The following is a 21,320-nucleotide window of genomic DNA, read 5'->3' as shown; positions in this document are numbered from 1 at the left end:
CATCCGCGCCATGACCTCCAAGCCCGCTGCCTCCGAAACCGGCGATCCGCTCCTGCTGACCCCCGGCCCGCTCACCACCTCGGCCAGCGTGAAGCAGGCCATGGTCCACGACTGGGGCTCGCGCGATCAGGGCTTCATCGCCATCAACAAGATGGTGCTGGAGAAGATCGTCGAGCTGGCCGGCGGCCAGGGCACGCACGTCACCGTGCCGGTGCAGGGTTCCGGTACCTTCGCCGTCGAGGCGATGATCACCAGCTTCGTGCCGAAAACCGGCAAGCTGCTGGTCGTCATCAACGGCGCCTATGGCCAGCGCGCAAAGAAGATCGCCGAGATCGCCGGCCGTGCGGTCGCGACCTACGAGACGCCCGAGGATACGCCCCCCGATCTCGCCAAACTGCAAGCGATGCTGGTCGCCGATCCGGCCATTACACACGTCTTCGCCGTCCATTGCGAGACGACGTCGGGCATCCTCAATCCGATCGGCGAGCTTGCCACGCTGGTGAAGAAGCAGGGCCGCCGGCTGCTGGTCGATTCGATGTCGGCCTTCGGCGCGATCGAGATCGACGCGCGCACCGTCTACTATGACGCCCTCGCGGCTTCCTCGAACAAGTGCCTGGAAGGCGTGCCCGGCCTCGGCTTCGTCGTCTGCCGCAACAGCGCCCTCGCCGAATGCAAGGGCAACGCGACCACGCTGGTGCTCGACCTGTTCGACCAGGCCGAGGGCTTCGCCAAGACCGGCCAGTACCGCTTCACGCCGCCGATCCACGTGATCGTGGCGCTGGGCAAGGCGATCGAGGAGCATGCCGAAGAGGGCGGGGTCGCGGGCCGCGGCAAGCGCTATCGCGAAAATGCCAGGGTCTTGATCGACGGCATGCGCGCCATGGGATTCCAGACGCTGCTGCCGAACGACCTGCAGGCGCCGATCATCATCACCTTCCACATGCCGACCGATCCGAAGTTCGTCTTCCAGCGCTTCTATGACGGGCTAAAGGACCGCGGCTACGTGATCTATCCGGGCAAGCTCACCGTGGCGGATTCGTTCCGCATGGGCTGTATCGGCCGGCTCTATCCCGACCACATGCGCGGCGCCCTGGCGGCGGTCCGCGAGGTGCTGGACGAGATGCGGGTCACCAACGGTGGCCCGGCACTGGCAGCGGAATAAGGGAACAGGACATGGCACCCGACAGCATCAACGTCAGCGGCGGCGAAATCACGGTCAACGGCCGCAGCTACCGGCTGCCCAAGCAGCCCGTCGTCGTGGTCTGCGTCGACGGCTCGGAGCCCGGCTATATCGAGCGCGCCGTCGAGGCGGGCCAGGCGCCGTGGTTTGCCAAGGTGCTGAAAGAGGGCACCAACCTGATCGGCGAGTGCGTGGTGCCCAGCTTCACCAATCCGAACAACCTGTCGATCGTCACCGGCCGTCCGCCAGCGGTCCACGGCATCTGCGGCAACTACTTCCTCGACCCCGACACGGGCAAGGAAGTGATGATGAACGATCCGAAGTTCCTGCGGGTCGAGACGCTGTTCCCGGCTTTCCAGCGCGCCGGCTGCCGCATCGCCGTCGTCACCGCCAAGGACAAGCTGCGCGGCCTGCTGGGCAAGGGGCTCGAACTCGGCGCCGGCAAGGCCTGCTCCTTCTCGTCGGAGAAGTCCGACAAGGCGACGCTCGCCGACAATGGCATCGACCATGTGAACGATATGGTCGGCATGGCCGTGCCGGACGTCTACAGCGCCGGCCTCTCGGAGTTCGTGTTCGCCGCCGGCGTCAAGCTGATGGAGCGCGACCGGCCGGAGATCATGTATCTGTCGACCACCGACTACATCCAGCACAAGCACGCGCCCGGCACGCCGGTCGCCAATGCCTTCTACGCCATGATGGACGGGTACCTGGCCAAGCTCGACGCCATGGGCTGCACCATCGTCGTCACCGCCGACCATGGCATGAACGCCAAGTTCGGCAGCGACGGCCAGCCGGACGTGATCTACCTGCAGGACGTGTTCGACGGCTGGGTGGGCAAGGACAAGGCCCGCGTCATCCTGCCGATCACCGATCCCTATGTCGTCCATCACGGCGCGCTGGGCTCCTTCGCCGTCGTCTATTGCGAGAACCCGCAGGAGTGGGCGGCCAAGCTGAAGGCCATGCCGGGCATCGAAGCCGCACTCACCAAGGAAGAGGCGGCCGCGAAGTTCGAGCTGCCGGCCGATCGTCTGGGCGACCTCATCGTCGTCTCGACCAAGCACAAGGTGCTGGGCACCTCGGCCTCGCGGCACGATCTCTCGGGCCTCACCGAGCCGCTGCGGAGCCATGGCGGGGTGTCCGAGCAGCGCGTGCCGCTGCTCTGTAACCGCAAGCTCACGAAGGGCGACACCGGTGCGCATCGCTGGCGCAACTTCGACGCCTTCGACCTCGCCCTCAACCTCGTCGCCTGAGAGAGTTCCATGGACACCATCACCCGCACGGGCTCCGACGTCCGGCACGAATATCTCCGCATCGCGGGCCGGAAGGTCGAGACCAAGGCGCGCCTCGAAGTGCGCTTTCCCTGGGACAACCGCCTGGTCGGCACCGTGCCGCGCGCCACGCCCGAGCTGGTGGCCGAGGCGTTCCAGATCGCCCATGACTACAAGCCGAAGCTGACCCGCTATCAGCGCCAGCAGATCCTGCTCAAGACCGCGGACCTGCTGGTTTCCCGCAAGGAAGAGCTGTCGCGCCTGATCACGCTGGAGTCGGGTCTCTGCCTTAAGGACTCGCTCTACGAGGTCGGCCGCGCCTACGACGTCTTCACCTTCGCGGGCCAGCTCTGCATGCTGGACGACGGGCAGACCTTCTCCTGCGACCTCACCCCGCACGGCAAGTCGCGCAAGATCTTCACCCTGCGCCAGCCGCTGAACGCCATCTCGGCGATCACGCCGTTTAACCATCCGCTGAACATGGTGGCGCACAAGCTGGCGCCGGCCTTTGCGACCAACAACTGTGTCGTGCTGAAGCCGACCGAGCTGACGCCGCTCACGGCGCTGTTCCTGGCCGACACGCTGTACGAGGCGGGTCTGCCGCCGGAGATGCTGTCGGTCATCACCGGCAATCCGTCCGACATCGGCGACGCGATGATCGTCGATCCGCGCGCCGATCTCGTGACCTTCACGGGCTCCGTCCGGGTCGGCAAGTACATCGCCGAGAAGGCGGGCTACAAGCGCATCGTGCTGGAGCTGGGCGGCAACGACCCGCTGATCGTCATGGAGGATGCCGACCTCGACAAGGCGGCCGAGCTGGCGGTCGCCGGTGCCACCAAGAATTCCGGCCAGCGCTGCACCGCCGTGAAGCGCATCCTGGTCGTCGACAAGGTGGCCGATGCCTTCGTCGAGAGGGTGCTGGCCAAGGCGAAGAAGCTGAAGGCCGGCGATCCGCTCGATCCCGAGACCGATGTCGGCACCGTGATCCACGAGCGCGCCGCCACGCTGTTCCAGAACCGCGTGAGCGAAGCGGTGGCGAAGCACGGCGCGAAGCTGCTCCATGGTAACGACCGCCAGGGCGCGCTCTTCCCGCCGACCGTCGTCGATCATGTCGACCCGCAGGCCGAGCTGGTGCGCGAGGAGACCTTCGGTCCGGCGATCCCGATCATCCGCGTGAAGGACATCGCCCACGCCATCCAGGTCTCCAACGGCACGGCCTATGGCCTGTCGTCGGGCGTCTGCACGGATCGTCTCGACTACATCACGAAGTTCGTCGACGAGCTGCAGGTCGGCACGGTGAACGTCTGGGAAGTCCCGGGCTATCGCATCGAGATGTCGCCGTTCGGCGGCATCAAGGATTCGGGCCTCGGCTACAAGGAAGGCGTACTCGAGGCGATGAAGAGCTTCACCAACGTGAAGACCTGGTCGCTGCCCTGGCCGGGCTAGCGGCCGCCGTCACGGCGGCGTTGCGTCTGCTTTCTCCCAGCTCTTGTCCGGATTGTAGACGTTGATCGCGGCGGCCCTGGCCGCCGTGTCGGGGCCGAGATCCTGTTCGTAGACGACGCCGTCCTGATTGACGATGAAGCTCATCACGCCGGTATCGCCGTAGCGGACCGGCCAGGCGAGGATGGCGAAGCCGCCGATCATCCGGCCTTTCACGAGATAGTCGTAGGCGCCGCCGGGCGCATCGGGGCCCTGCGAATAGAGCAGGCGGAAACGATAGCCGTAATAGCCGTCTTCGGTGCCGCCCTGGCCCTGTGCCTGGGCCGTCGCGAGGGCGGGGCCGATCGGGCTCTCGGGTTCGCCGGGCGCGACATCCCAGTAAAGCCCGTCCTTCTTGCCCGGCGAGCTGAGCAGCCGCCGCGCATAGACGGGCGCGCCGACCTTCATGGGATCGAGGGCCGCGTATTCATGCTCGGCATCGACCAGTGCCAGCAGGCTCTGGATGACCGACAGTTCGTTGCGGCCGATGCGGCGCGCCGTGATCTCCCGCTGCCCGGCTTCGGTGTCGAAGCGCCACTGGTCGCCGTCCTTGACGATTGGAATCGGGCCCGTCCAGCCGCTGGTGCCCGCCTCGATCGTCGCCTTGTTGCCGTCGACGACGACCTTGTGGCTGGCATCCCAGGCTTCGAGGAACTTCTGGCGCAGCGGCTCCTCGTCTTGCGGACGGCCCAGCACCATGTCGCGCCAGCCGCTGCCGAGGATCGTCCCGATGGCCTTGTCGTCGTCGCGCCTGATGGCATCGGTGAGGGCGTCGGCGGCGGCTTCGGGGGTCGCGAAGCCTTGGGGCTTCATGGGTTGGGCAGAGACACCGCTCGCAAAGGCAGCCGCAAGGCTGCCTGCCAGAAGGAGGGTCAGAAATGCCTTCCGGAGCATTGAAGCACTCATCGCCGTCCCCCTCCGTGATTGCCGCCACCCGCAGCACCGCCACCCCCTCCGCCGGCGCGGCCACCGCCGCCGCTGCCGCTGCCGCCTGCACGCGCGCCACCGCCGCCACCGCCGCCCGATGGATGCGTCGCCGCCCGCGACTGCTGCGCCCGGCCGCGTGCGGCCTCGCGATTGACCTGCTGGCCGTTGTTGACGCCGCGGATGGCGCCGCCGCCGCGCGGGGCGCCGGCGTTATTCTGGAAATTGGGATGCTGGCCGCCCGCCGCGCGATTGGCGACGTTGGGCCGCTGCGCCGGGCCCCCGCCGGCCGGGCGGCTGGGCAAGTTGGGTCGCGCATTGGCTTGGCCACCGCCCGCGGGGCGGTTCTCGAGGCGGCCGCGGAATTCCTGGCGCTGGTCGGCGCCCGGCCGCACCTGGTTGAAGCGCTCGCGGGTCGCGGGATCGCGATAGGCCACGCCCTTGCGGTGAACAGGCTCGTGCTGCCAGCGACCGTTGTTGATGTTGTTGACGTTGAAGTTGCGGTCGATGTTGACCGCGCGATTGACGTTCACGTTGACGTAACTGTTGCCGCGTCCCCAGTTCCAGCCGCCGAAGATCGCGCCGGCGGCGGCGATGCCGATCCCGAACATCAGGCCGCGCAGCAGGGCGGAGCCATAGCCGTAGCCCGGCGGCGGTGGATAGTAGGTCGGCGGATAGGCCGGATAGGGCCAGGTGCCGTAGACGGTGTTGGGATTGTAGGCCGGCACATAGATCACTTCCGGGTTGGCCGGGGCGATGACGATCGTGCGGTCGGTCCCCGATCCCTGCGAGGTGACCGTCTGCTCCTTGCCGCTCTGCAGATTGCCGGCGTCGGCCGCCCGGGCGCGCAGGCGCTGGATCGAATCGGCGACATCCTGTTGCTGGGCGATCGTCGCGTCGCCGACCTTCTGCATCCAGTCGAGATTGTCGCTGAGCTGGCTCAGGACCTGCGGGAAGGCGACCAGCGACTTGACGCTGACGTCCCAGCTCTTGTCGTTGACCGCGGCGACGGCGGCGTCGCCCTTCAATGTCGGATTGGCCTTGGACCAGCGGGCCGCCTCGACGACCTCGAGGGGATAGCTCGCCGCCATCAGGGTCTGCGCGAGCAGGGCGTCGGGATAGAGCGCGATCGGCGCCAGAATCTGGTCGAGCTGTTCGGCCGTGAACGGCTTCTTGGCTGTGTCCTGCGCCCGCGCGGCTTGCGTGACCCCGACCGCGAGCGTGGCGGCAAGGGCGGTCATCAGGCTACGGCGCTGCATACGTTTCTCTCCCGCGACCACATTGGCGGTCCATCATGATGCGGTCTGCTTCCTGGGCAAACTCGGTCCGATCATGATCCATTTGCAGGCGTGGGCAATGCCCTTGGCGACCGTTTGCCGAAGCGCGTTGCGAGGGGCGGCGTTGAAATAATCTCGATTGTCCTGCAGAGAGCCGGCGAGACAAACTCCGCCGGTCATTCGAGCAAGGGGAAGGTTCATGAGTGTCAGCCAGGCCGAGAAGGCCCGCAAGTTCCGGGCGCTTCACGAGGCGCCGGGCACGTTCTTCATCGCCAATCCGTGGGATGCGGGCTCGGCGCGCATCCTGGCCGGGCTGGGCTTCGAGGCCCTGGCGAGTTCGAGCGGCGCCAAGGCGGGCGTGCTCGGCAGGCGCGACGGCCGCGTGACGCGCGACGAGGCGCTGGCCAATGCACGACTGATCGTGAACGCCACCGATCTGCCGGTGGCGGCCGATCTCGAGAAGGGCTTCGGCGATTCGCCCAGCGATGCGGCCGAGACGATCCGCCAGGCGGCGGGCGTGGGGCTGGTCGGTGGTTCCATCGAGGACGCGACCGGCAATCCGGACCAGCCGCTGTTCGATATCGATACGGCGACGGCCCGCATCAAGGCGGCAGTCGAGGCGGCGCGTTCGCTGCCGGTACCGTTCGTCCTGACGGCGCGCGCCGAAGGATTCCTGCGCGGCAAGCCGGACCTCGGCGACGTGATCAAGCGCCTGCAGGCCTACGAGGCGGCCGGTGCCGATGTCCTGTTCGCGCCCGGCCTGCCCGATCTGGCCTCGGTCAGGAAGGTCTGCGGCGCGCTCCGCAAGCCCTTCAACTTCATGGTGGGCATCAAGGGCAAATCCTTCAGCAAGGCCGAACTCGAGGCCGCCGGCGTGAAGCGGATCAGCCTTGCCACCTCGCTGTACCGGGCCGCCATGACGGGGCTGATCGATGCCGCCACCGAGGTCAAGGAGCAGGGGACCTTCACCTATCTCGACCGGGCGATTCCCACGCCCGACCTCAATGCATTCATGAAGGAGTAGAGGAGCGAGATGCTGACCGAAGACGAGATGAAGCGCATCGCGGCCGAGGAGCGCTATCGCCATTCGATCCGCAAATCCCTGGAAGAGGAGTCCGCAGGGCCCGCGCCTGAGCCGCCGCCGCCTCCGGCCCCGCCGGGATTCGGTTCCAAACTGTACGACTTCCTCAACAGCTCGGTGGGCATGTGGCTGTTGTCTTCGGTCGTCCTCACGGGAGGCGCGGCGTTTCTCCAGCAGGTGCAGCACCAGCATGAGATCGATCAGAAGAACCGGGCGGACCTGGTCAGCCATCGCTTCGAGATCGAACACCGGCTCGATGGCATGAACTTCCTGCTCCGCCGCGCCGTCACGGTGGGGGACGCGAAAACGGCCCTGAGCGGGGTGTTCAAGAGTGCGATCCCGCTGACGCCGGAGCTGCAGAACCGCAGCCTCGCCTCGCTCTATCTCTCGGTCTATCCGTTGCTTGCCGGCACGGAAAAGGAGAAGACCAACAAAGCCTACAATCTCGTGAAGGAGCTGGAGGATGTCGAGCTGTTGCTGCAGCCTCTGCCGGACGACAAGCCGCTCGACGACGCCCAGCGGACGCAGATCGCCAAGCTGATGAAGGCGATTCAGCAGCTCAAGTTCGAGGACGGAAAGTAGGCCTCAGGGCTTGTCGACGGCGCCGCCGCTGTCGACCCAGTCCTTGAAGGCGCCGAGGTTGAAGACGTTGGCGTAGCCGAAATCCTTCAGCACCTTGCCGCTGAGCGCCGAGCGGCCGCCCGACGCGCAATAGACGATCACGGTCTTGTTCCTGTCGAAGGCCTTGTCGTGCGCAGGCGACTCAGGGTCGGCCCGGAACTCGAGCATGCCGCGCGAGACATGCACCGCGCCCGCGACCTTGCCGCTGTTGGCGACCTCGGCGGCGTCGCGCACGTCGACGACGAGCGTATTGCCCTTGGCGATCATTTCCCGGGCCTCGGCCGGCGTGACCCTCGGCACGGCGGCGTTGGCCGCTTCGATCATCTGCTTGACGCTCGTGGGCATGAGACCCTCCTCCAGGGTGAAGTGGAACGCCAATCTAGCACGCCGCGCTGGCCGTCCTCCGCTGTTTGTCTGCGGTCGTGTCGGGTCCATAGTGTCGACGTTTCGCGAGGGAGTTCGAATATGAGTACCGGTGACATCACGCGCGTGCCCAATCCGAGGGTGCCGGCCAAGTCTTCGGTCGCGGTCTACCGGCTGCCCGGTGGCGGCGGCTTCCTGTGGGGCGTGGCGACCTCGCCCGACCGGACCCAGGATATCCGCGTCCAGACGCTGGGCGCGCTGGGGGTCATCGACGGCTATCTCAAGGACGCCGGCCTCGACCGGACGCGCATCGTGAAGGCCGAGATCGTCGTCACCGATCACGACAACAAGCCGGTCTTCGACGAGGCCTGGGCGACCTGGATGCCGGCCAATCACGGCCCGGTCCGCTCCTTCGTGCAGTCGGTCATGCCCGAGGGCGACCTGATCGAGATCATCATCACGGCGGCGCTCTAGGACGAGGCGGAGGACGGCCGCAAAGGCGAGTTGCCAGTCCCATTTCTTTCCGCGATGAAGTCTGGATGGATACAATCGTCGCGCCCGCGCCGCAGAGCCGCACGGCAACTGAACATTTCGATGTGCTGATCGTCGGCGCCGGCCTGTCCGGCATCGGTGCCGCCTGGCATCTGCAGAAGAACTGTCCGGGCAAGCGCTACGCGATCCTCGAGGGGCGCGCCGCCAGCGGCGGGACCTGGGATCTGTTCCGCTATCCCGGCGTGCGCTCGGACTCCGACATGTACACGCTGGGCTACCGCTTCCGGCCGTGGAAGGACGCCAAGGCGATCGCCGACGGGCCGTCGATCCTGAGCTACATCCGCGAGGTCGCCAGCGATCACGGTATCGACCGCCACATCCGCTACGACCATCGCGTCGTGGCGGCCTCGTGGTCGACGCCCGACGCCAGATGGACGGTCGAGATCGAGCGCGGCGGCGAGCGCGTGTTTCTTTCCTGCGGCTTCCTGTGGATGTGCAGCGGCTACTATCGCTACGAGGCCGGCTACCTGCCGGACTTTCCCGGCATCGACGGCTTCAAGGGCAAGGTGGTCCATCCGCAGCACTGGCCGCAGGATCTCGATTATGCCGGCAAGAAGGTCGTGGTGATCGGCAGCGGCGCCACCGCGGTGACGGTGGTGCCGTCCATGGCCGAGACCGCCGGTCACGTCACCATGCTGCAGCGTTCGCCGACCTACGTCGTGGCGCGCCCGGCGCAGGACCCGTTCGCCAACAAGATGCGGCGCCGGCTGCCGCTCAAGCTCGCCTATATGGCGACACGCTGGAAGAACGTGCTGATGGGCATGTATTTCTACCAGATGTGCAAGCGCAAGCCGGAGAAGGTGAAGAGCCTGATCCTGGGCGGCGTGCGTCAGATGCTGGGGCCGGACTACGACGTCGCCACGCACTTCACGCCGAAATACAATCCGTGGGACCAGCGGCTCTGCCTGGTGCCCGACGCCGATCTGTTCCGCGCCATTCGCAAGAAGAAGGCGTCCGTGGTCACCGACCAGATCGAGACCTTCACCGAGACCGGCATCAAGCTGAAATCGGGCGCCGAGCTGGAGGCCGACGTGGTGGTGACGGCGACCGGCCTGGTCGTGCAGCCGCTGGGCGGCGCGAAGCTGGTGGTCGACGGCAAGCCGGTGAAGCCGTCCGACACCATGATCTACAAGGGCATGATGTATTCCGACGTGCCGAACCTCGCGTCGGTGTTCGGCTACACCAATGCCTCGTGGACCCTGAAGGCCGACCTGGTCTGCGAGTATGTCTGCCGGCTCCTGAACTACATGGACCGCAAGGGCTTCAAGCAGGCAACGCCGCACAACAGCGACCCCACACTCACGGAGGAGCCCTGGGTCAACTTCTCGTCCGGCTACATCCAGCGCGCCCTGCCGCACCAGCCCAAGCAGGGCAGCAAGCGGCCGTGGAAGCTCTACCAGAACTACGTGCTCGACCTGCTCACCCTGCGCCATGGCTCGCTGCGGGACAAGGCGATGGTCTTCTCCAAGTAGATGGGTCCGCAGGTAAACTCGCCGGCCCGCATCCTGGTCGCGAGCCTCGTCGGGACGACGATCGAGTTCTTCGACTTCTACATTTTCGCCACGGCGGCGGTGCTCGTCTTTCCGCACCTGTTCTTCCCGACCAGCGATCCCGCCTCGGCCGTGCTGCAGTCCTTCGCGACCTTCTCCATCGCCTTCTTCGCGCGGCCGCTGGGCGCGGCCGTGTTCGGCCACTATGGCGACCGGATCGGCCGCAAGGCCACGCTGGTGGCCGCGCTCATGACCATGGGTCTGTCGACGGTGCTGATCGGCTTCCTGCCCGGCTATGAGACGATCGGCGTCTTTGCGCCTTTGTTGCTGGCGATCTGCCGCTTCGGCCAGGGGCTGGGCCTGGGCGGCGAATGGGGCGGGGCCGTCCTGCTGGCCACGGAGAACGCGCCGCCGCACCGCCGGAGCTGGTATGCGATGTTCCCCCAGCTCGGGGCGCCTCTCGGCTTCGTCCTGTCGGCGACGTCCTTCCTGCTGCTGACGCAGACCCTGACCAACGCGCAGTTCCTGGCCTGGGGATGGCGGCTGCCGTTCATCGTCAGCCTGCTGCTGGTGATGCTGGGCCTCTACGTCCGGCTCAAGATCACCGAGACGCCCGAGTTCCAGAAGGCCGTCGATACCGAGGCCAGGGTCGCCGTGCCGCTCATGGTGCTCATTCGCAACCACAAGCGCGCTCTGCTTCTGGGCACGCTGGTCGCGCTGGCGACCTTCGTCCTGTTCTATCTCATGACGGTGTTCTCGCTGAGCTGGGCCACCAGCAAGCTGGGCTACTCGCGCGAGCGCTATCTCGAGATTCAGTTGATCGGCGTGGCCTTTTTCGCCGCCACCATTCCGCTGGCGGCCTGGCTGAGCGACCGGTACGGGCGGCGCAGTGTGCTCGTGATCGCCACCGCCTGCACCGGCGTGTTTGGCCTGTTCTTCGAGCCGCTGCTCGCCAGCGGCCTCGCCGGCGCGCTCGCTTTCAACGTCATCGGCCTTGCGCTGATGGGCTTCAACTACGGCCCGATCGGAGCGGCGCTCGCGTCGCCGTTCCCGGTGTCCGTGCGCTACACCGGCGCCTCGATGACGTTCAACCTGGCGGGCATCTTCGGTGCGTCGCTGGCGCCCTACATCGCCACCTGGCTTGCGCTCAACTTCTCGCTGGCCTGGGTCGGCTACTATCTCCTCGGTGCCTGCGTCCTCACCCTGGCGGCGATGCTGCTGAGCCGCGACGCCGAGCTCTCTTCCTGAGCCGGGCTCCAGCCGTCAGGTGAAAGAGACCGTGACCGACCCGAACGGGCCGAAATCCGCCACGTAGGTTTCGCCTCGCCTGGGCGCCAGCATGCCGGTGAGGGTGCCGGTACTGACCATCTGACCTGCCTTCATGCCGACGCCGGTGCGCGACAGTTCGTTGGCGAGCCAGGTGAGCGGGACCATCGGATGGTCGAGCGCCGCCGCCGCCGTGCCCTTGCGGCGCAGGCGGCCGTCGGAGGAGAGGGTGGCTTCCTGGCCCGCGATGTCGCGGTTCCGCCAGCCGTCGATGGCGGGACCGTAGACGATCGTGCCGGAGCCGGCGCCGTCGGCCAGGATGGCAGGCAGCAGCGGGAACGACGGGTCGTGGATGAAGCGGCACTCCGCCAGCTCCAGTCCGGGATGCAGTGAGGCGACCGCGTCGGTGACTTCCTCCACTGTGTAAGGCGTCTCTCGCGGCGGCAGATCGCGGCCGAGCTTCGCCTGGTACTCGACCTCGGGGATCGGGCTCGCAAGCCTGGCATGCACGGCGCTGTGCGGGGTCTCCGTCGCAAAGTAGACGCGGCCATAGATCGGCGAGTCGGTTCGCAGCGCCTGCTGCATCTCCTCCTTCATCGCCGCGATCTTCCATCCCACGACCGGCCAGCCCAGTTCCTCGGCGACCATGCCGGCGATCCGATAGGCCGTCGCCTTGTCCGGCGGCACGAGATGCGGGGCGAGGCCGCTCTGGCTGCGCGGCTCGCGGCGCAGCGAGGCAAGGAGGCGGGCGAGTTCCCGTTGCGCTGTCACGTCCATCGGTGTTCCTTATCAGAAAGCGGAGGAGACGAGATGCGCAGCCAGGCCGAAAAGGGACGGGTGTTTCGCGAACTGCATGAGCGACCCGGTCTGCTGCTGCTCCCCAATCCGTGGGATGCGGGCACCGCCAGGCTGCTGCAGTCGCTGAGCTTCGAGGCGCTGGCCACGACCAGCCTCGGCATGGCCAACGCACTGGGCCGCGTCGACGGAGACGGTGCGGTGAGCCGCGCCGAGCTGCTGGAGAACTGCCGGGTCATCGCGGGCGCAACCGACCTGCCGGTGAATGCCGATCTCGAGAACGGCTATGCCGACGATCCGAAGGAGGCCGCGACCATCCTGCGCGACGCGGCTGCGGTCGGTATCGTCGGCGGTTCGATCGAGGACTGGAGCGGCGAGCGGATCTATGACTTCAACCATGCGGTCGAGCGCGTGGCGGCCGGCGCCGAGATGGCGCGGTCGCTCGATGTGCCCTTCACCTTCACCGCGCGGGCGGAGAACCTGATCCGCGGCGTGAAGGACCTCGACGACACGATCCGCCGGCTGCAGGCCTTCGAGAAGGCCGGCGCCGACGTGCTCTATGCACCGGGCCTTCGCGACCTCGCGACCATGCGCACGGTGGCCTCCGAGGTCTCGAAGCCGCTGAACGTCGTGATGAGCGCCGGCGATCCCGACCTGACGGCCGAGCAGATCGAGGCGACCGGCGTGAAGCGGGTCAGCGTCGGCGGAGCGCTGTCCCGGCTTGCCCTCGCGGCCTTCATGAACGGGGCGAAGGACATGAAGGCCGGCAGCTTCCAGTGGATGCGCGACACCATGCCGACCAGCGACCTGAAGAAGGTGTTTTCACAGGCATGAACCGCAAGGCGAAGCCCGTTCGCGCGATCCCGGATGCGGGCGAGGGCAAGCGCGGCCCGGAAGGCCATCTTGGCTACCTTGTGCGGCAGGCCCATGCGGCGGTGCGGGGGGCGATGGAGAAGGCGCTGGCCGACCTTGACGTCACGCCGCCGCAATTCGCCGTTCTGACCATGGTCGTGAACTATCCGGGCATCTCTGGCGCGGAGCTTGCTAGGCTGACATTCCTGACACCGCAGACGATCAACGTGATCGTTCGCAATCTGGTCAGGGCGGAACTGGTCGGGAAGTCCGCCGATGCCGCGCACGGCCGCATCCTGCGGCTGCATGCGACGATCCGGGGCGAGGCATTGCTGAAGCGATGCCGGGCCAGGGTCATGGAAATCGAGGGCCGGCTATCGGGGATGCTGGGGCGGGACGAGGAACGGGTTGTTCGGCAATGGCTCTCCGCCGTTGGGGAGAAATTGACCGAAGAAGGTTGAGTGCACTCTTCGCGAGTGTTGTAACATAAGGTTCACGAACGGCCTGTAGCTGCAGGCGTTCGAGGGGCTGACAAGACAGGGGGACTCTTAAAAATGATCGATCGCACCATCATCAGGCGCGCCACGCTGGCGGGCGCTGCCGCACTCGCGATGTTCGGCCTGGCGTCGCCGGCCTTTGCGCAGAAGACCCGGCTCACCGTCTATACCGCGCTGGAGAACGACCAGCTCGATCCGTTCAAGAAGGCCTTCGAGGCCGACAATCCCACGATCGAGATCGCCTGGGTGCGCGATTCGACCGGCGTCGTCGCGGCCAAGCTGATGGCCGAGAAGGACAATCCCCGCGCCGACATCATCTGGGGCCTCGCTGCTTCCAACGTCGGCCTGATGGCCTCGATGGGCATGCTCGAGCCCTACACGCCGGCCGGTTCGACCGCGCTCAACCCGATGTTCCTGAGCGGCAAGTCGCCCCAGACCTGGGTCGGCATGGACGCCTATCTCTCGCTGGTCTGCTTCAACACGGCCGAGGGCAAGAAGGGCAACAAGCCGGTTCCGACCAGCTGGGCCGACCTGATCAAGCCCGAATACAAGGACTCGATCGTGATGCCGAACCCGGCCTCGTCGGGCACCGGCTACCTCACCATCGCGGCCTGGCTGCAGATCATGGGCGAGGAAGCGGGCTGGAAGTACATGGACGCGCTCCATCAGAACATCGCGCAGTACATCCACTCGGGCTCGGCGCCCTGCGTCCAGGCGGCCAAGGGCGAGCGCCTGATCGGCATCGGCCTCGACACCCGCGGCGCCTCGGAGAAGACCAAGGGCGCCCCGCTCGAACTGGTGATCCCGAAGGAAGGCCTGGGCTGGGAGCTCGAGGTCACGGCGATCGTCAAGGGCACCAAGCATCTCGACGCCGCCAAGAAGCTTGCCGACTGGGCCGTCACCAAGAAGGCCAATGAGCTCTACGCCAAGACCTATCCCATCGTCGCCTATCCGGGCGTCGCCATCACGCCGCCGAACTATCCGCCGAACCTCGAGAAGGTGATGGTGAAGAACGACGTCGAGTGGATGGCCAAGAACCGCGACCGCATCCTGGCCGAGTGGACGAAGCGCTACGACGGCAAGTCCGCCCCGAAGGCCAAGTGACGCGAGTCATCCCGAGCATCGCGAGGGATCCTTCAACGAGCCGTAAAGATCCTTCGCTTCGCTCAGGATGACATTAGCTGCCATGGCGAACTACCTCGAGGTCCGCAACCTCTCCAAGCGGTTCGGCGACTTCTCGGCCCTCGGCGACGTCTCGCTCGACGTCGTCGAGGGTGAGTTCGTCTGCTTCCTCGGCCCCTCGGGCTGCGGAAAGACGACGCTCCTGCGGGCCATCGCCGGCCTCGATCCCCAGACCTCCGGCACGATCCGGCAGAAGGGGCGGGACGTCTCGGCTCTGCCGCCCGCGCAACGCGACTTCGGCATCGTCTTCCAGTCCTACGCGCTGTTCCCCAACCTCACCGTCACGGACAATGTCGGCTACGGGCTGGTGAGCCGCCGCCAGAACCGGGCAACGATCCTGAAGAGGGTCACCGAATTGCTGGCGCTGGTCGGCCTGCCCGATGCCGGCCCGAAATATCCCGCCCAGCTTTCGGGCGGCCAGCAGCAGCGTGTGGCGCTGGCCCGCGCGCTCGCGACCTCGCCCGGCCTGCTGCTGCTCGACGAGCCGCTGTCGGCGCTCGACGCCCGCGTCCGGCTGCGCCTGCGTCACGAGATCAAGGCACTGCAGCGCACGCTCGGCGTCACGACGATCATGGTGACGCATGACCAGGAAGAGGCGCTGACCATGGCCGACCGGATCGTGGTCATGAACCAGGGCGCCATCGAGCAGGTCGGCACGCCGCAGGAGATCTACCGCCGGCCGGCGACCGCCTTTGTGGCCGACTTCGTAGGGTCCATGAACTTCCTCGCCGGGACCCTGATGGCGCCGGACAAGGTGCGCGTGGCCGGCGTCGATTTCGCCTGCCCGGTCCAGGACGGGTTGGCGCCCGGCCAGAAGGTGAGCCTCTGCATCCGGCCGGAGGACGTGCGCGTGCGCGACTTGCCGGCCGACATCGCCAATCGCGTTCCGGTCGAGGTGGCGGAGCTGGATTTCGTCGGCGCGTTCTGCCGCGCCACGCTGCGGGCACGCGCGGCGGCCGACGTCGCCGTGACGGCCGACTTCTCCAGCAACCTGATCCGCGACCTGGGCGTCGACATCGGCACGAAGCTCGACATCGCCCTGCCGCCCGACCGGCTCAGGGTCTTCGCGTGAGGGGAAGCCGCTCGTGAGCCTGGCGATCCCGGGACTGAAGGTCGGCCTCTCGCGCGACGACCTGATGATGCGCGCCGGTGTGGTCGTGCTGGCGGGCGTGCTGCTGGTCATGGTCGGCCTGCCGCTCTGGGCGCTGCTCGCCAAGGGCTTCGAGGACCGCGACGGCAAGTTCATCGGCCTCGCGAACTACGTCTCGTATTTCTCCACGCCGGCGCTGTTCCAGTCGGCGCTGAACAGCTTCCAGGTCGCCTCGATCACCACCGTGATCGTCGTACCGCTGGCCTTCCTCTACGCCTATGCGTTGACGCGCACGGTGCTGCCGATGCGCTGGCTGTTCCAGGGCATCTCCCTGATCCCGATCTTCGCGCCCTCGCTGCTGCCGGGCATTGCGCTGATCTACCTGTTCGGCACGCAGGGTTTCTTCAAGGCGTTGCTGGGCGGCGGCTCGATCTACGGGATCGACGGCATCGTGATCGCCCAGGTCTTCTACTGTTTTCCGCACGCGACGCTGATCCTGACGACCGCGCTCGCCACGTCCGACGCGCGCCTCTACGAGGCGGCGGACGTGCTGGGCGCCTCCAAGCGTCGCGTGTTCTTCACGGTCACTCTGCCCGGCGCCAAGTACGGCCTGATCAGCGCCGCGCTGGTCGTGTTCACCCTGGTGATGACCGATTTCGGCATCGCCAAGGTGATCGGCGGCAACTTCAATGTGCTCGCGACCGACGTCTACAAGAAGGTGATCGGCCAGCAGGATTTCTCGATGGGCGCCGTGGTCGGCATGGTGCTGCTGGCGCCGGCGGCGCTGGCCTTCCTGGTGGACCAGCTGGTGCAGCGCAAGCAGGTGGCGCTGCTGACCGCGCGCGCCGTGCCGCTGGTGCCGCGGCCGAAGTTTGCGCGCGACCTGTTCTTCACCCTGTTCTGTCTGCTGGTGTCAGCCGCCATCCTCGCCATCCTCGGCATGGCGATCTGGGGCTCGCTGATCAAGTACTGGCCGTACAATCTCAGCCTCACCCTCGACAATTACGACTTCGCCAAGTTCGACGCCAACGGCTGGGATTCCTACTGGAACTCGGTGCAGATGGCGTTGGGCGCGGCGGTCTTCGGCACGGTGCTGATGTTCACCGGCGCCTGGCTCAACGAGAAGACCCGCGGCTTCGGGATGATGCGCGGCGTCGTCCAGCTCCTGGCGTTCCTGCCGATGGCGGTGCCGGGGCTGGTGCTGGGCCTGGGCTACATCTTCTTCTTCAACGCGCCCAACAACCCGCTCAACTTCCTCTATGCCACCATGGGCATCCTGGTGCTGAACACGGTGGCCCACTTCTACACGGTGGGCCATCTCACGGCGACGACGGCGCTGAAGCAGATCGACCCGGAGTTCGAGGCGGTCTCGGCGTCGCTCAAGGTGCCGATCTGGAAGACCTTCGTGCGGGTGACGGCGCCGATCTGCCTGCCGGCGATCCTCGACATCGCGATCTACCTGTTCGTCAACGCCATGACGACGGTGTCGTCGGTGATCTTCCTCTACGCGCCCGACACCAAGCTCGCCTCGGTCGCGGCCGTGAACATCGAGGAGGCGGGGACGACCGCAGCCGCGGCGGCGCTCTGCGTCGTGATCGTGCTGACCTCGGCCGCGGTCAAGGCCGCCCACCTAATCGCCGACCGCTTCCTGTTCGCCCGACTGCAGGTGTGGCGGCGCCGCTGATTTCGCGCGAACATCGCGCCATGAAGCAGCTCCGTATTCCCGCCGTCTACATGCGCGGCGGCACCAGCAAGGGCGTGTTCTTCCTGGCGCACGACCTGCCGTCCGATCCCGCGGCGCGCGACCGGCTGCTGCTGCGCGTGATCGGCAGTCCGGACCGCTACGGCAAGCATACCGACGGGATGGGCGGGGCGACCTCGAGCACCAGCAAGGTGGTGATCCTGTCGAAGTCGGAGCGCGAGGGCTGCGACGTCGACTATCGCTTCGGTCAGGTCGCGATCGACGCGCCGGTCATCGACTGGTCGGGCAATTGCGGCAACCTCAGCGCCGCGGTCGGTCCGTGCGCGCTCGGTATGGGCCTGGTCGAGGGGCCGGCCGACGGCGTCGCGACGGTGCGGATCTGGCAGGCCAATATCGAGAAGGTGATCGTGAACCACGTGCCCATGCGGGGCGGCGAGGTACAGGAGCTGGGTGACTTCGAGCTGGACGGCGTGGCCTTTCCGGCCGCCGAGGTGAAGGTCGAATTCCTCGATCCTGCCGCCGACGAGGAAGGCGGCGACGGGTCGGGGGGCGGCGCCATGTTCCCGACCGGCAACCGCATCGACGTGCTGGACGTGCCCGGTGTCGGCAGGATCGAGGCGACGCTGATCAACGCCGGCAATCCGACGATCTTCGTCGATGCGGCGAGCCTCGGTCTCCGGGGCACGGAACTGCAGGGCGACGTCAACGGCGACAAGGACCTGCTGAAGCGGGCCGAGGCGGTGCGCGCGCTGGGCGCCGTCGCGATGGGCCTCGTCGCCACGCCCCAGGAGGCGACGGACAAGCGCCCGCACACGCCCAAGCTCGCCTTCGTGGCCAAGCCCGCCGCCTACACCGCCTCCGACGGCAAGAAGATCGAGACCGGCGCCATCGACCTGCTGGCCCGCATCTTCTCGATGGGCGTCCTGCACCACGCCATGACCGGCACGGGGGCGGTGGCCATCGCCGCCGCTGCCGCGATCCCGGGCACGATCGTGAGCCGCGTCGCGCCCGCCGGCGCCGATGGCCGCATTCGCTTTGGTCACCCGTCGGGCAGCCTCAACGTCGGCGCCGAAGCCCGCGAGGAGGGCGGTCAGTGGACCGTCAGCAAAGTCATGATGAGCCGCTCGGCCCGCCGCCTGATGGAGGGCTGGGTGAGGGTGCCGGGCGAGCAAAGGCCGGGCGAAAGATGAAGTCAGATGTCGTGGTGATCGGGGGCGGGGCGATGGGATCGTCGGTTGCCTACCATCTGAAGTCCGATCCGTCCTTCACGGGGACGGTGACCGTGGTCGAGCGCGATCCGGCCTATACGCGCGCCTCGTCGGCGCTGTCGGCGAGCTCGATCCGGCAGCAATTCTCGACGCCGCTCAACATCCGCCTGTCGCGCTTCGGGATCGGCTTCCTGCGGCGCGCGCGGGAGTTGCTCGGCGTCGACCTCGGTCTCAGGGAGCCGGGCTATCTGTTCCTCGCCAGCCCGGCCGGGGAGGCCGTGTTGCGGGCGAACCATGCCGTGCAGAAGGGCGAGGGATGCGAGGTCGAGCTGCTCGATCCGGCGGCCTTGAAGGCGCGCTTTCCCTGGATCTCGGAGGAGGGGCTGGCGCGGGCTTCGCACGGAACGGCCAACGAGGGCTGGTTCGACGGGCCATCGCTGATGCAGGGCTTCCGGCGTACGGCGCGGGATCTCGGCGCGACCTACATCGCCGACGAGGTCGTCTCGTTCGATGCGGGCGGCGTCGATCTGAAGGAAGGCGGACGGCTGGAGGCGCGCACCGTCGTCCTGGCGGCGGGACCCTGGTCCGGCGAGGTGGCGGCGCGGTCCGGCATCGCTGTGCCGGTGGAGCCGCGGCGGCGCTCCGTGTTCGTCTTCGACGTGCGCGAGGCGCCGGGCGTGACGCCACTCACCATCGACCCGTCGGGCACCTGGTTCCGGCCGGAGGGCCGCTTCTATATCGCGGGCACCACGCCGGCCGAGGGCAACGATGCCCCCGGCGCGCCGCTCGAGGTGCAGCACCAGGAGTGGGACGACATCGTCTGGCCGACGCTGGCCGCCCGCGTGCCGGCCTTCGAGGCGGCCAAGGTCGTGAATTCCTGGGCGGGTTACTACGAGTACAACACGTTCGACCAGAACGGCATCGTCGGCCGCCATCCGAAAATCGAGAGCCTGATCTTCGCCACGGGCTTCTCCGGCCACGGCATCCAGCAGTCTCCGGCGGTGGGACGCGCCGTCGCCGAACTGATCGTGCATGGGGACTACCGAACGCTCGATCTCAATACTTTTGGTTATGACCGCATTGAATCGGGCCGGCCTATCCGGGAACTCAACGTCGTGTGATACTCGCGGCCTCATCCGAGGAGAGTGACGTGCCCGATCAAGCGCTGGTGAATTCCGATTTGCAGTCCGCCCTGACGGAGGCCAAGCAGGCCTATATCGACCGCAATCCGAAGAGCTTCAGCCGTCACCAGGATGCCTGTGTGGCCATGCCGGGCGGCAACACCCGCACCACGCTGCACAATTCGCCGTTTCCGCTCACGGTGGTGCGCGGCGCGGGCTGCAAGCTATGGGACGCGGACGGCCACGAATATATCGATGTGCTGGGCGAGTATACCGCCGGCATCTACGGCCACTCCCATCCGGTGATCCGTAAGGCGATCGACAGGGCGCTCGACCATGGCTGGAACTTCGCCGGCCGCAACGAGAGCGAAGGCAAGCTCGCCAAGCTCGTGGTCGACCGCATACCGTCAATCGACCTGGTGCGTTTCACCAACTCCGGCACCGAGGGCAACGTGATGGCCCTCGCGGGCGCGCGCGTCTTTGCCCAGCGCAAGGGCCGGACCAAGGCCACCAAGGTCATGGTGTTCCACGGCGGCTATCACGGTGGTGTGCTCTACTTCGTGAGCGGCGGTTCGCCGGTCAACATGCCCTACGAATATGTCGTGGCGCCGTACAACGACGTCGAAGGCACCCGAGCGCTGCTCGCCAAGCATGGCGAGGAGCTGTTCGCCGTTCTGCTCGAGCCGATGCAGGGTAGCGGCGGCTGCCTGCCCGGCAACCTCGACTTCCTGCAGATGGTCCGCAGCGAGACCAAGGCGCGCGGCATCACCATGATCTTCGACGAGGTCATGACCTCGCGGCTGTCGCCCGGCGGCCTGCAGGAGAAGACGGGCGTGATTCCCGACATGACGACGCTGGGCAAGTATATCGGCGGCGGCATGTCGTTCGGTGCCTTCGGCGGCCGGCGCGACATCATGGAGCTGTTCGATCCGACCAAGCCCGATTCGTTGCCGCATGCCGGCACGTTCAACAACAACGTGCTCACCATGGCCGCGGGCGTCGCGGGCTATGGCGAGGTCTATACGCCCGAGGCGGCCAAGGAGCTGAACGATCGCGGCGACAGGATCCGCGAGCGGTTGAACGCGATCTGCCGATCGGCGGGTGTCGAGTTCCAGTTCTCCGGCATCGGCTCGATGATGACGGCGCATGCCACGACGCGGCCGATCAAGAGCGCGGCCGATCTCGCGTCGAGCAACCAGGACGCCAAGGAACTGTTCTATTTCGACATGGTTGCAGCCGGCATCTGGATCGCCCGCCGCGGCTTCGTGGCGCTGAACATCATGATCGGCGACGCCGAGGGCGATCGCTTCGTGGCGGCCGTAGAAGAATTCGTTTCGGCGCGAAAGGCCCTTTTGCAGCCGTCGTAACG

At 67.0% G+C, this 21,320-nt stretch carries 20 protein-coding genes; 16 read left to right on the top strand and 4 right to left on the bottom strand.

The window, feature by feature from the left end; all coding sequences use genetic code 11:
• Positions 1 to 10: 10 nt before the first annotated feature.
• The 3 genes from ACP15H_RS11970 to phnY are packed head-to-tail and all read left to right on the top strand — an operon-like array spanning position 11 to position 3,894.
• Positions 11 to 1,162 (top strand): 2-aminoethylphosphonate--pyruvate transaminase, encoded by a 1,152-nt coding sequence (locus ACP15H_RS11970; RefSeq protein ID WP_425066407.1) that lies wholly within the window; start codon positions 11 to 13, stop codon positions 1,160 to 1,162.
• Between the two features lie 11 nt (positions 1,163 to 1,173).
• The gene (gene phnA / locus ACP15H_RS11965) at positions 1,174 to 2,430 is read left to right on the top strand and encodes a phosphonoacetate hydrolase (RefSeq protein ID WP_425066406.1); all 1,257 of its coding nucleotides are present in this window, start codon (positions 1,174 to 1,176) and stop codon (positions 2,428 to 2,430) included.
• A 9-nt stretch (positions 2,431 to 2,439) separates the two neighbouring features.
• Positions 2,440 to 3,894 (top strand): phosphonoacetaldehyde dehydrogenase, encoded by a 1,455-nt coding sequence (phnY, locus tag ACP15H_RS11960; RefSeq protein ID WP_425066405.1) that lies wholly within the window; start codon positions 2,440 to 2,442, stop codon positions 3,892 to 3,894.
• Between the two features lie 9 nt (positions 3,895 to 3,903).
• On the opposite strand, the gene ACP15H_RS11955 is transcribed toward phnY, so the two are convergent.
• Complete coding sequence (locus tag ACP15H_RS11955) at positions 3,904 to 4,743, bottom strand: DUF2950 domain-containing protein (protein WP_425066404.1); 840 nt, start codon at positions 4,741 to 4,743, stop codon at positions 3,904 to 3,906.
• 89 nt (positions 4,744 to 4,832) lie between these two features.
• Positions 4,833 to 6,113, bottom strand: coding sequence for a DUF3300 domain-containing protein (locus ACP15H_RS11950; RefSeq protein WP_425066403.1), 1,281 nt, complete (start codon positions 6,111 to 6,113; stop codon positions 4,833 to 4,835).
• Between the two features lie 217 nt (positions 6,114 to 6,330).
• Here ACP15H_RS11950 and ACP15H_RS11945 point away from each other — a divergent pair, with 217 nt between their 5' ends.
• Both ACP15H_RS11945 and ACP15H_RS11940 read left to right on the top strand, forming a co-directional pair.
• Complete coding sequence (locus ACP15H_RS11945; protein ID WP_425066402.1) at positions 6,331 to 7,155, top strand: isocitrate lyase/PEP mutase family protein; 825 nt, start codon at positions 6,331 to 6,333, stop codon at positions 7,153 to 7,155.
• Between the two features lie 9 nt (positions 7,156 to 7,164).
• The gene (locus ACP15H_RS11940; protein WP_425066401.1) at positions 7,165 to 7,794 is read left to right on the top strand and encodes a hypothetical protein; all 630 of its coding nucleotides are present in this window, start codon (positions 7,165 to 7,167) and stop codon (positions 7,792 to 7,794) included.
• Between the two features lie 3 nt (positions 7,795 to 7,797).
• Here the strand turns inward: ACP15H_RS11940 and ACP15H_RS11935 are convergent, their stop codons facing one another.
• Entirely contained in the window at positions 7,798 to 8,178 is a 381-nt protein-coding gene (locus ACP15H_RS11935) for a rhodanese-like domain-containing protein (RefSeq protein ID WP_425066400.1), read from the bottom strand.
• 120 nt (positions 8,179 to 8,298) lie between these two features.
• Here ACP15H_RS11935 and ACP15H_RS11930 point away from each other — a divergent pair, with 120 nt between their 5' ends.
• The 3 genes from ACP15H_RS11930 to ACP15H_RS11920 all read left to right on the top strand — a co-directional run bounded on the left by ACP15H_RS11930 (position 8,299) and on the right by ACP15H_RS11920 (position 11,486).
• On the top strand, positions 8,299 to 8,670 hold the full coding sequence (locus tag ACP15H_RS11930; protein ID WP_425066399.1) for a Rid family hydrolase: 372 nt from the start codon (positions 8,299 to 8,301) through the stop codon (positions 8,668 to 8,670).
• A 65-nt stretch (positions 8,671 to 8,735) separates the two neighbouring features.
• The gene (locus tag ACP15H_RS11925) at positions 8,736 to 10,220 is read left to right on the top strand and encodes a flavin-containing monooxygenase (protein WP_425066398.1); all 1,485 of its coding nucleotides are present in this window, start codon (positions 8,736 to 8,738) and stop codon (positions 10,218 to 10,220) included.
• Positions 10,221 to 11,486 carry an MFS transporter gene (locus tag ACP15H_RS11920; RefSeq protein ID WP_425066397.1) on the top strand — a complete coding sequence of 422 codons (1,266 nt, stop codon included), beginning with the start codon at positions 10,221 to 10,223 and terminating at the stop codon, positions 11,484 to 11,486.
• 15 nt (positions 11,487 to 11,501) lie between these two features.
• Here ACP15H_RS11920 and ACP15H_RS11915 read toward each other — a convergent pair whose 3' ends face one another.
• Positions 11,502 to 12,281: a 2-keto-4-pentenoate hydratase gene (locus ACP15H_RS11915; protein ID WP_425066396.1), complete on the bottom strand. Its 780-nt coding sequence runs from the start codon at positions 12,279 to 12,281 to the stop codon at positions 11,502 to 11,504.
• A gap of 33 nt (positions 12,282 to 12,314) precedes the next feature.
• On the opposite strand from ACP15H_RS11915, the gene ACP15H_RS11910 reads away from it, so the two are divergent.
• The 8 genes from ACP15H_RS11910 (at position 12,315) to ACP15H_RS11875 (ending at position 21,318) form a co-directional block, all read left to right on the top strand.
• Complete coding sequence (locus tag ACP15H_RS11910; protein ID WP_425066395.1) at positions 12,315 to 13,133, top strand: isocitrate lyase/PEP mutase family protein; 819 nt, start codon at positions 12,315 to 12,317, stop codon at positions 13,131 to 13,133.
• Positions 13,130 to 13,612, top strand: coding sequence for a MarR family winged helix-turn-helix transcriptional regulator (locus ACP15H_RS11905; protein WP_425066394.1), 483 nt, complete (start codon positions 13,130 to 13,132; stop codon positions 13,610 to 13,612). The genes ACP15H_RS11910 and ACP15H_RS11905 overlap by 4 nt, the downstream gene beginning before the upstream one ends.
• 93 nt (positions 13,613 to 13,705) lie before the next feature.
• On the top strand, positions 13,706 to 14,752 hold the full coding sequence (locus ACP15H_RS11900) for a putative 2-aminoethylphosphonate ABC transporter substrate-binding protein (RefSeq protein ID WP_425066393.1): 1,047 nt from the start codon (positions 13,706 to 13,708) through the stop codon (positions 14,750 to 14,752).
• A gap of 82 nt (positions 14,753 to 14,834) precedes the next feature.
• Positions 14,835 to 15,902, top strand: coding sequence for a putative 2-aminoethylphosphonate ABC transporter ATP-binding protein (locus ACP15H_RS11895; RefSeq protein ID WP_425066392.1), 1,068 nt, complete (start codon positions 14,835 to 14,837; stop codon positions 15,900 to 15,902).
• Between the two features lie 13 nt (positions 15,903 to 15,915).
• Complete coding sequence (locus ACP15H_RS11890; protein WP_425066391.1) at positions 15,916 to 17,604, top strand: putative 2-aminoethylphosphonate ABC transporter permease subunit; 1,689 nt, start codon at positions 15,916 to 15,918, stop codon at positions 17,602 to 17,604.
• Between the two features lie 20 nt (positions 17,605 to 17,624).
• A complete protein-coding gene (gene prpF, locus ACP15H_RS11885; protein WP_425066390.1) occupies positions 17,625 to 18,812 on the top strand; it encodes a 2-methylaconitate cis-trans isomerase PrpF in 1,188 nt (395 codons plus the stop codon).
• On the top strand, positions 18,809 to 19,951 hold the full coding sequence (locus tag ACP15H_RS11880) for an NAD(P)/FAD-dependent oxidoreductase (RefSeq protein WP_425066389.1): 1,143 nt from the start codon (positions 18,809 to 18,811) through the stop codon (positions 19,949 to 19,951). Before prpF ends, ACP15H_RS11880 begins: the two co-directional genes overlap by 4 nt.
• A 29-nt stretch (positions 19,952 to 19,980) precedes the next feature.
• On the top strand, positions 19,981 to 21,318 hold the full coding sequence (locus ACP15H_RS11875) for an aspartate aminotransferase family protein (protein ID WP_425066388.1): 1,338 nt from the start codon (positions 19,981 to 19,983) through the stop codon (positions 21,316 to 21,318).
• Positions 21,319 to 21,320: the final 2 nt, after the last annotated feature.

The sequence above is a fragment of the Reyranella sp. genome, assembly GCF_965249915.1.
Classification (GTDB): Bacteria; Pseudomonadota; Alphaproteobacteria; order Reyranellales; family Reyranellaceae; genus Reyranella.
The sequence above is the reverse complement of the archived record's forward strand: the minus strand, read 5'-3'. Positions and strand labels throughout refer to the sequence as shown.

Bases quoted from the DNA above. Each gene is read 5' to 3' on its own strand.
- ACP15H_RS11930 (WP_425066399.1), top strand. From the start codon at position 8,299: ATGAGTACCGGTGACATCACGCGCGTGCCCAATCCGAGGGTGCCGGCC.
- ACP15H_RS11955 (WP_425066404.1), bottom strand. From the start codon at position 4,743: ATGAAGCCCCAAGGCTTCGCGACCCCCGAAGCCGCCGCCGACGCCCTC.
- prpF (WP_425066390.1), top strand. From the start codon at position 17,625: ATGAAGCAGCTCCGTATTCCCGCCGTCTACATGCGCGGCGGCACCAGC.
- ACP15H_RS11940 (WP_425066401.1), top strand. From the start codon at position 7,165: ATGCTGACCGAAGACGAGATGAAGCGCATCGCGGCCGAGGAGCGCTAT.
- ACP15H_RS11895 (WP_425066392.1), top strand. From the start codon at position 14,835: ATGGCGAACTACCTCGAGGTCCGCAACCTCTCCAAGCGGTTCGGCGAC.
- ACP15H_RS11910 (WP_425066395.1), top strand. From the start codon at position 12,315: ATGCGCAGCCAGGCCGAAAAGGGACGGGTGTTTCGCGAACTGCATGAG.
- phnY (WP_425066405.1), top strand. From the start codon at position 2,440: ATGGACACCATCACCCGCACGGGCTCCGACGTCCGGCACGAATATCTC.
- ACP15H_RS11905 (WP_425066394.1), top strand. From the start codon at position 13,130: ATGAACCGCAAGGCGAAGCCCGTTCGCGCGATCCCGGATGCGGGCGAG.
- ACP15H_RS11915 (WP_425066396.1), bottom strand. From the start codon at position 12,281: ATGGACGTGACAGCGCAACGGGAACTCGCCCGCCTCCTTGCCTCGCTG.
- ACP15H_RS11880 (WP_425066389.1), top strand. From the start codon at position 18,809: ATGAAGTCAGATGTCGTGGTGATCGGGGGCGGGGCGATGGGATCGTCG.
- ACP15H_RS11925 (WP_425066398.1), top strand. From the start codon at position 8,736: ATGGATACAATCGTCGCGCCCGCGCCGCAGAGCCGCACGGCAACTGAA.
- ACP15H_RS11945 (WP_425066402.1), top strand. From the start codon at position 6,331: ATGAGTGTCAGCCAGGCCGAGAAGGCCCGCAAGTTCCGGGCGCTTCAC.
- ACP15H_RS11970 (WP_425066407.1), top strand. From the start codon at position 11: ATGACCTCCAAGCCCGCTGCCTCCGAAACCGGCGATCCGCTCCTGCTG.
- ACP15H_RS11935 (WP_425066400.1), bottom strand. From the start codon at position 8,178: ATGCCCACGAGCGTCAAGCAGATGATCGAAGCGGCCAACGCCGCCGTG.
- ACP15H_RS11950 (WP_425066403.1), bottom strand. From the start codon at position 6,113: ATGCAGCGCCGTAGCCTGATGACCGCCCTTGCCGCCACGCTCGCGGTC.
- ACP15H_RS11900 (WP_425066393.1), top strand. From the start codon at position 13,706: ATGATCGATCGCACCATCATCAGGCGCGCCACGCTGGCGGGCGCTGCC.
- phnA (WP_425066406.1), top strand. From the start codon at position 1,174: ATGGCACCCGACAGCATCAACGTCAGCGGCGGCGAAATCACGGTCAAC.
- ACP15H_RS11920 (WP_425066397.1), top strand. From the start codon at position 10,221: ATGGGTCCGCAGGTAAACTCGCCGGCCCGCATCCTGGTCGCGAGCCTC.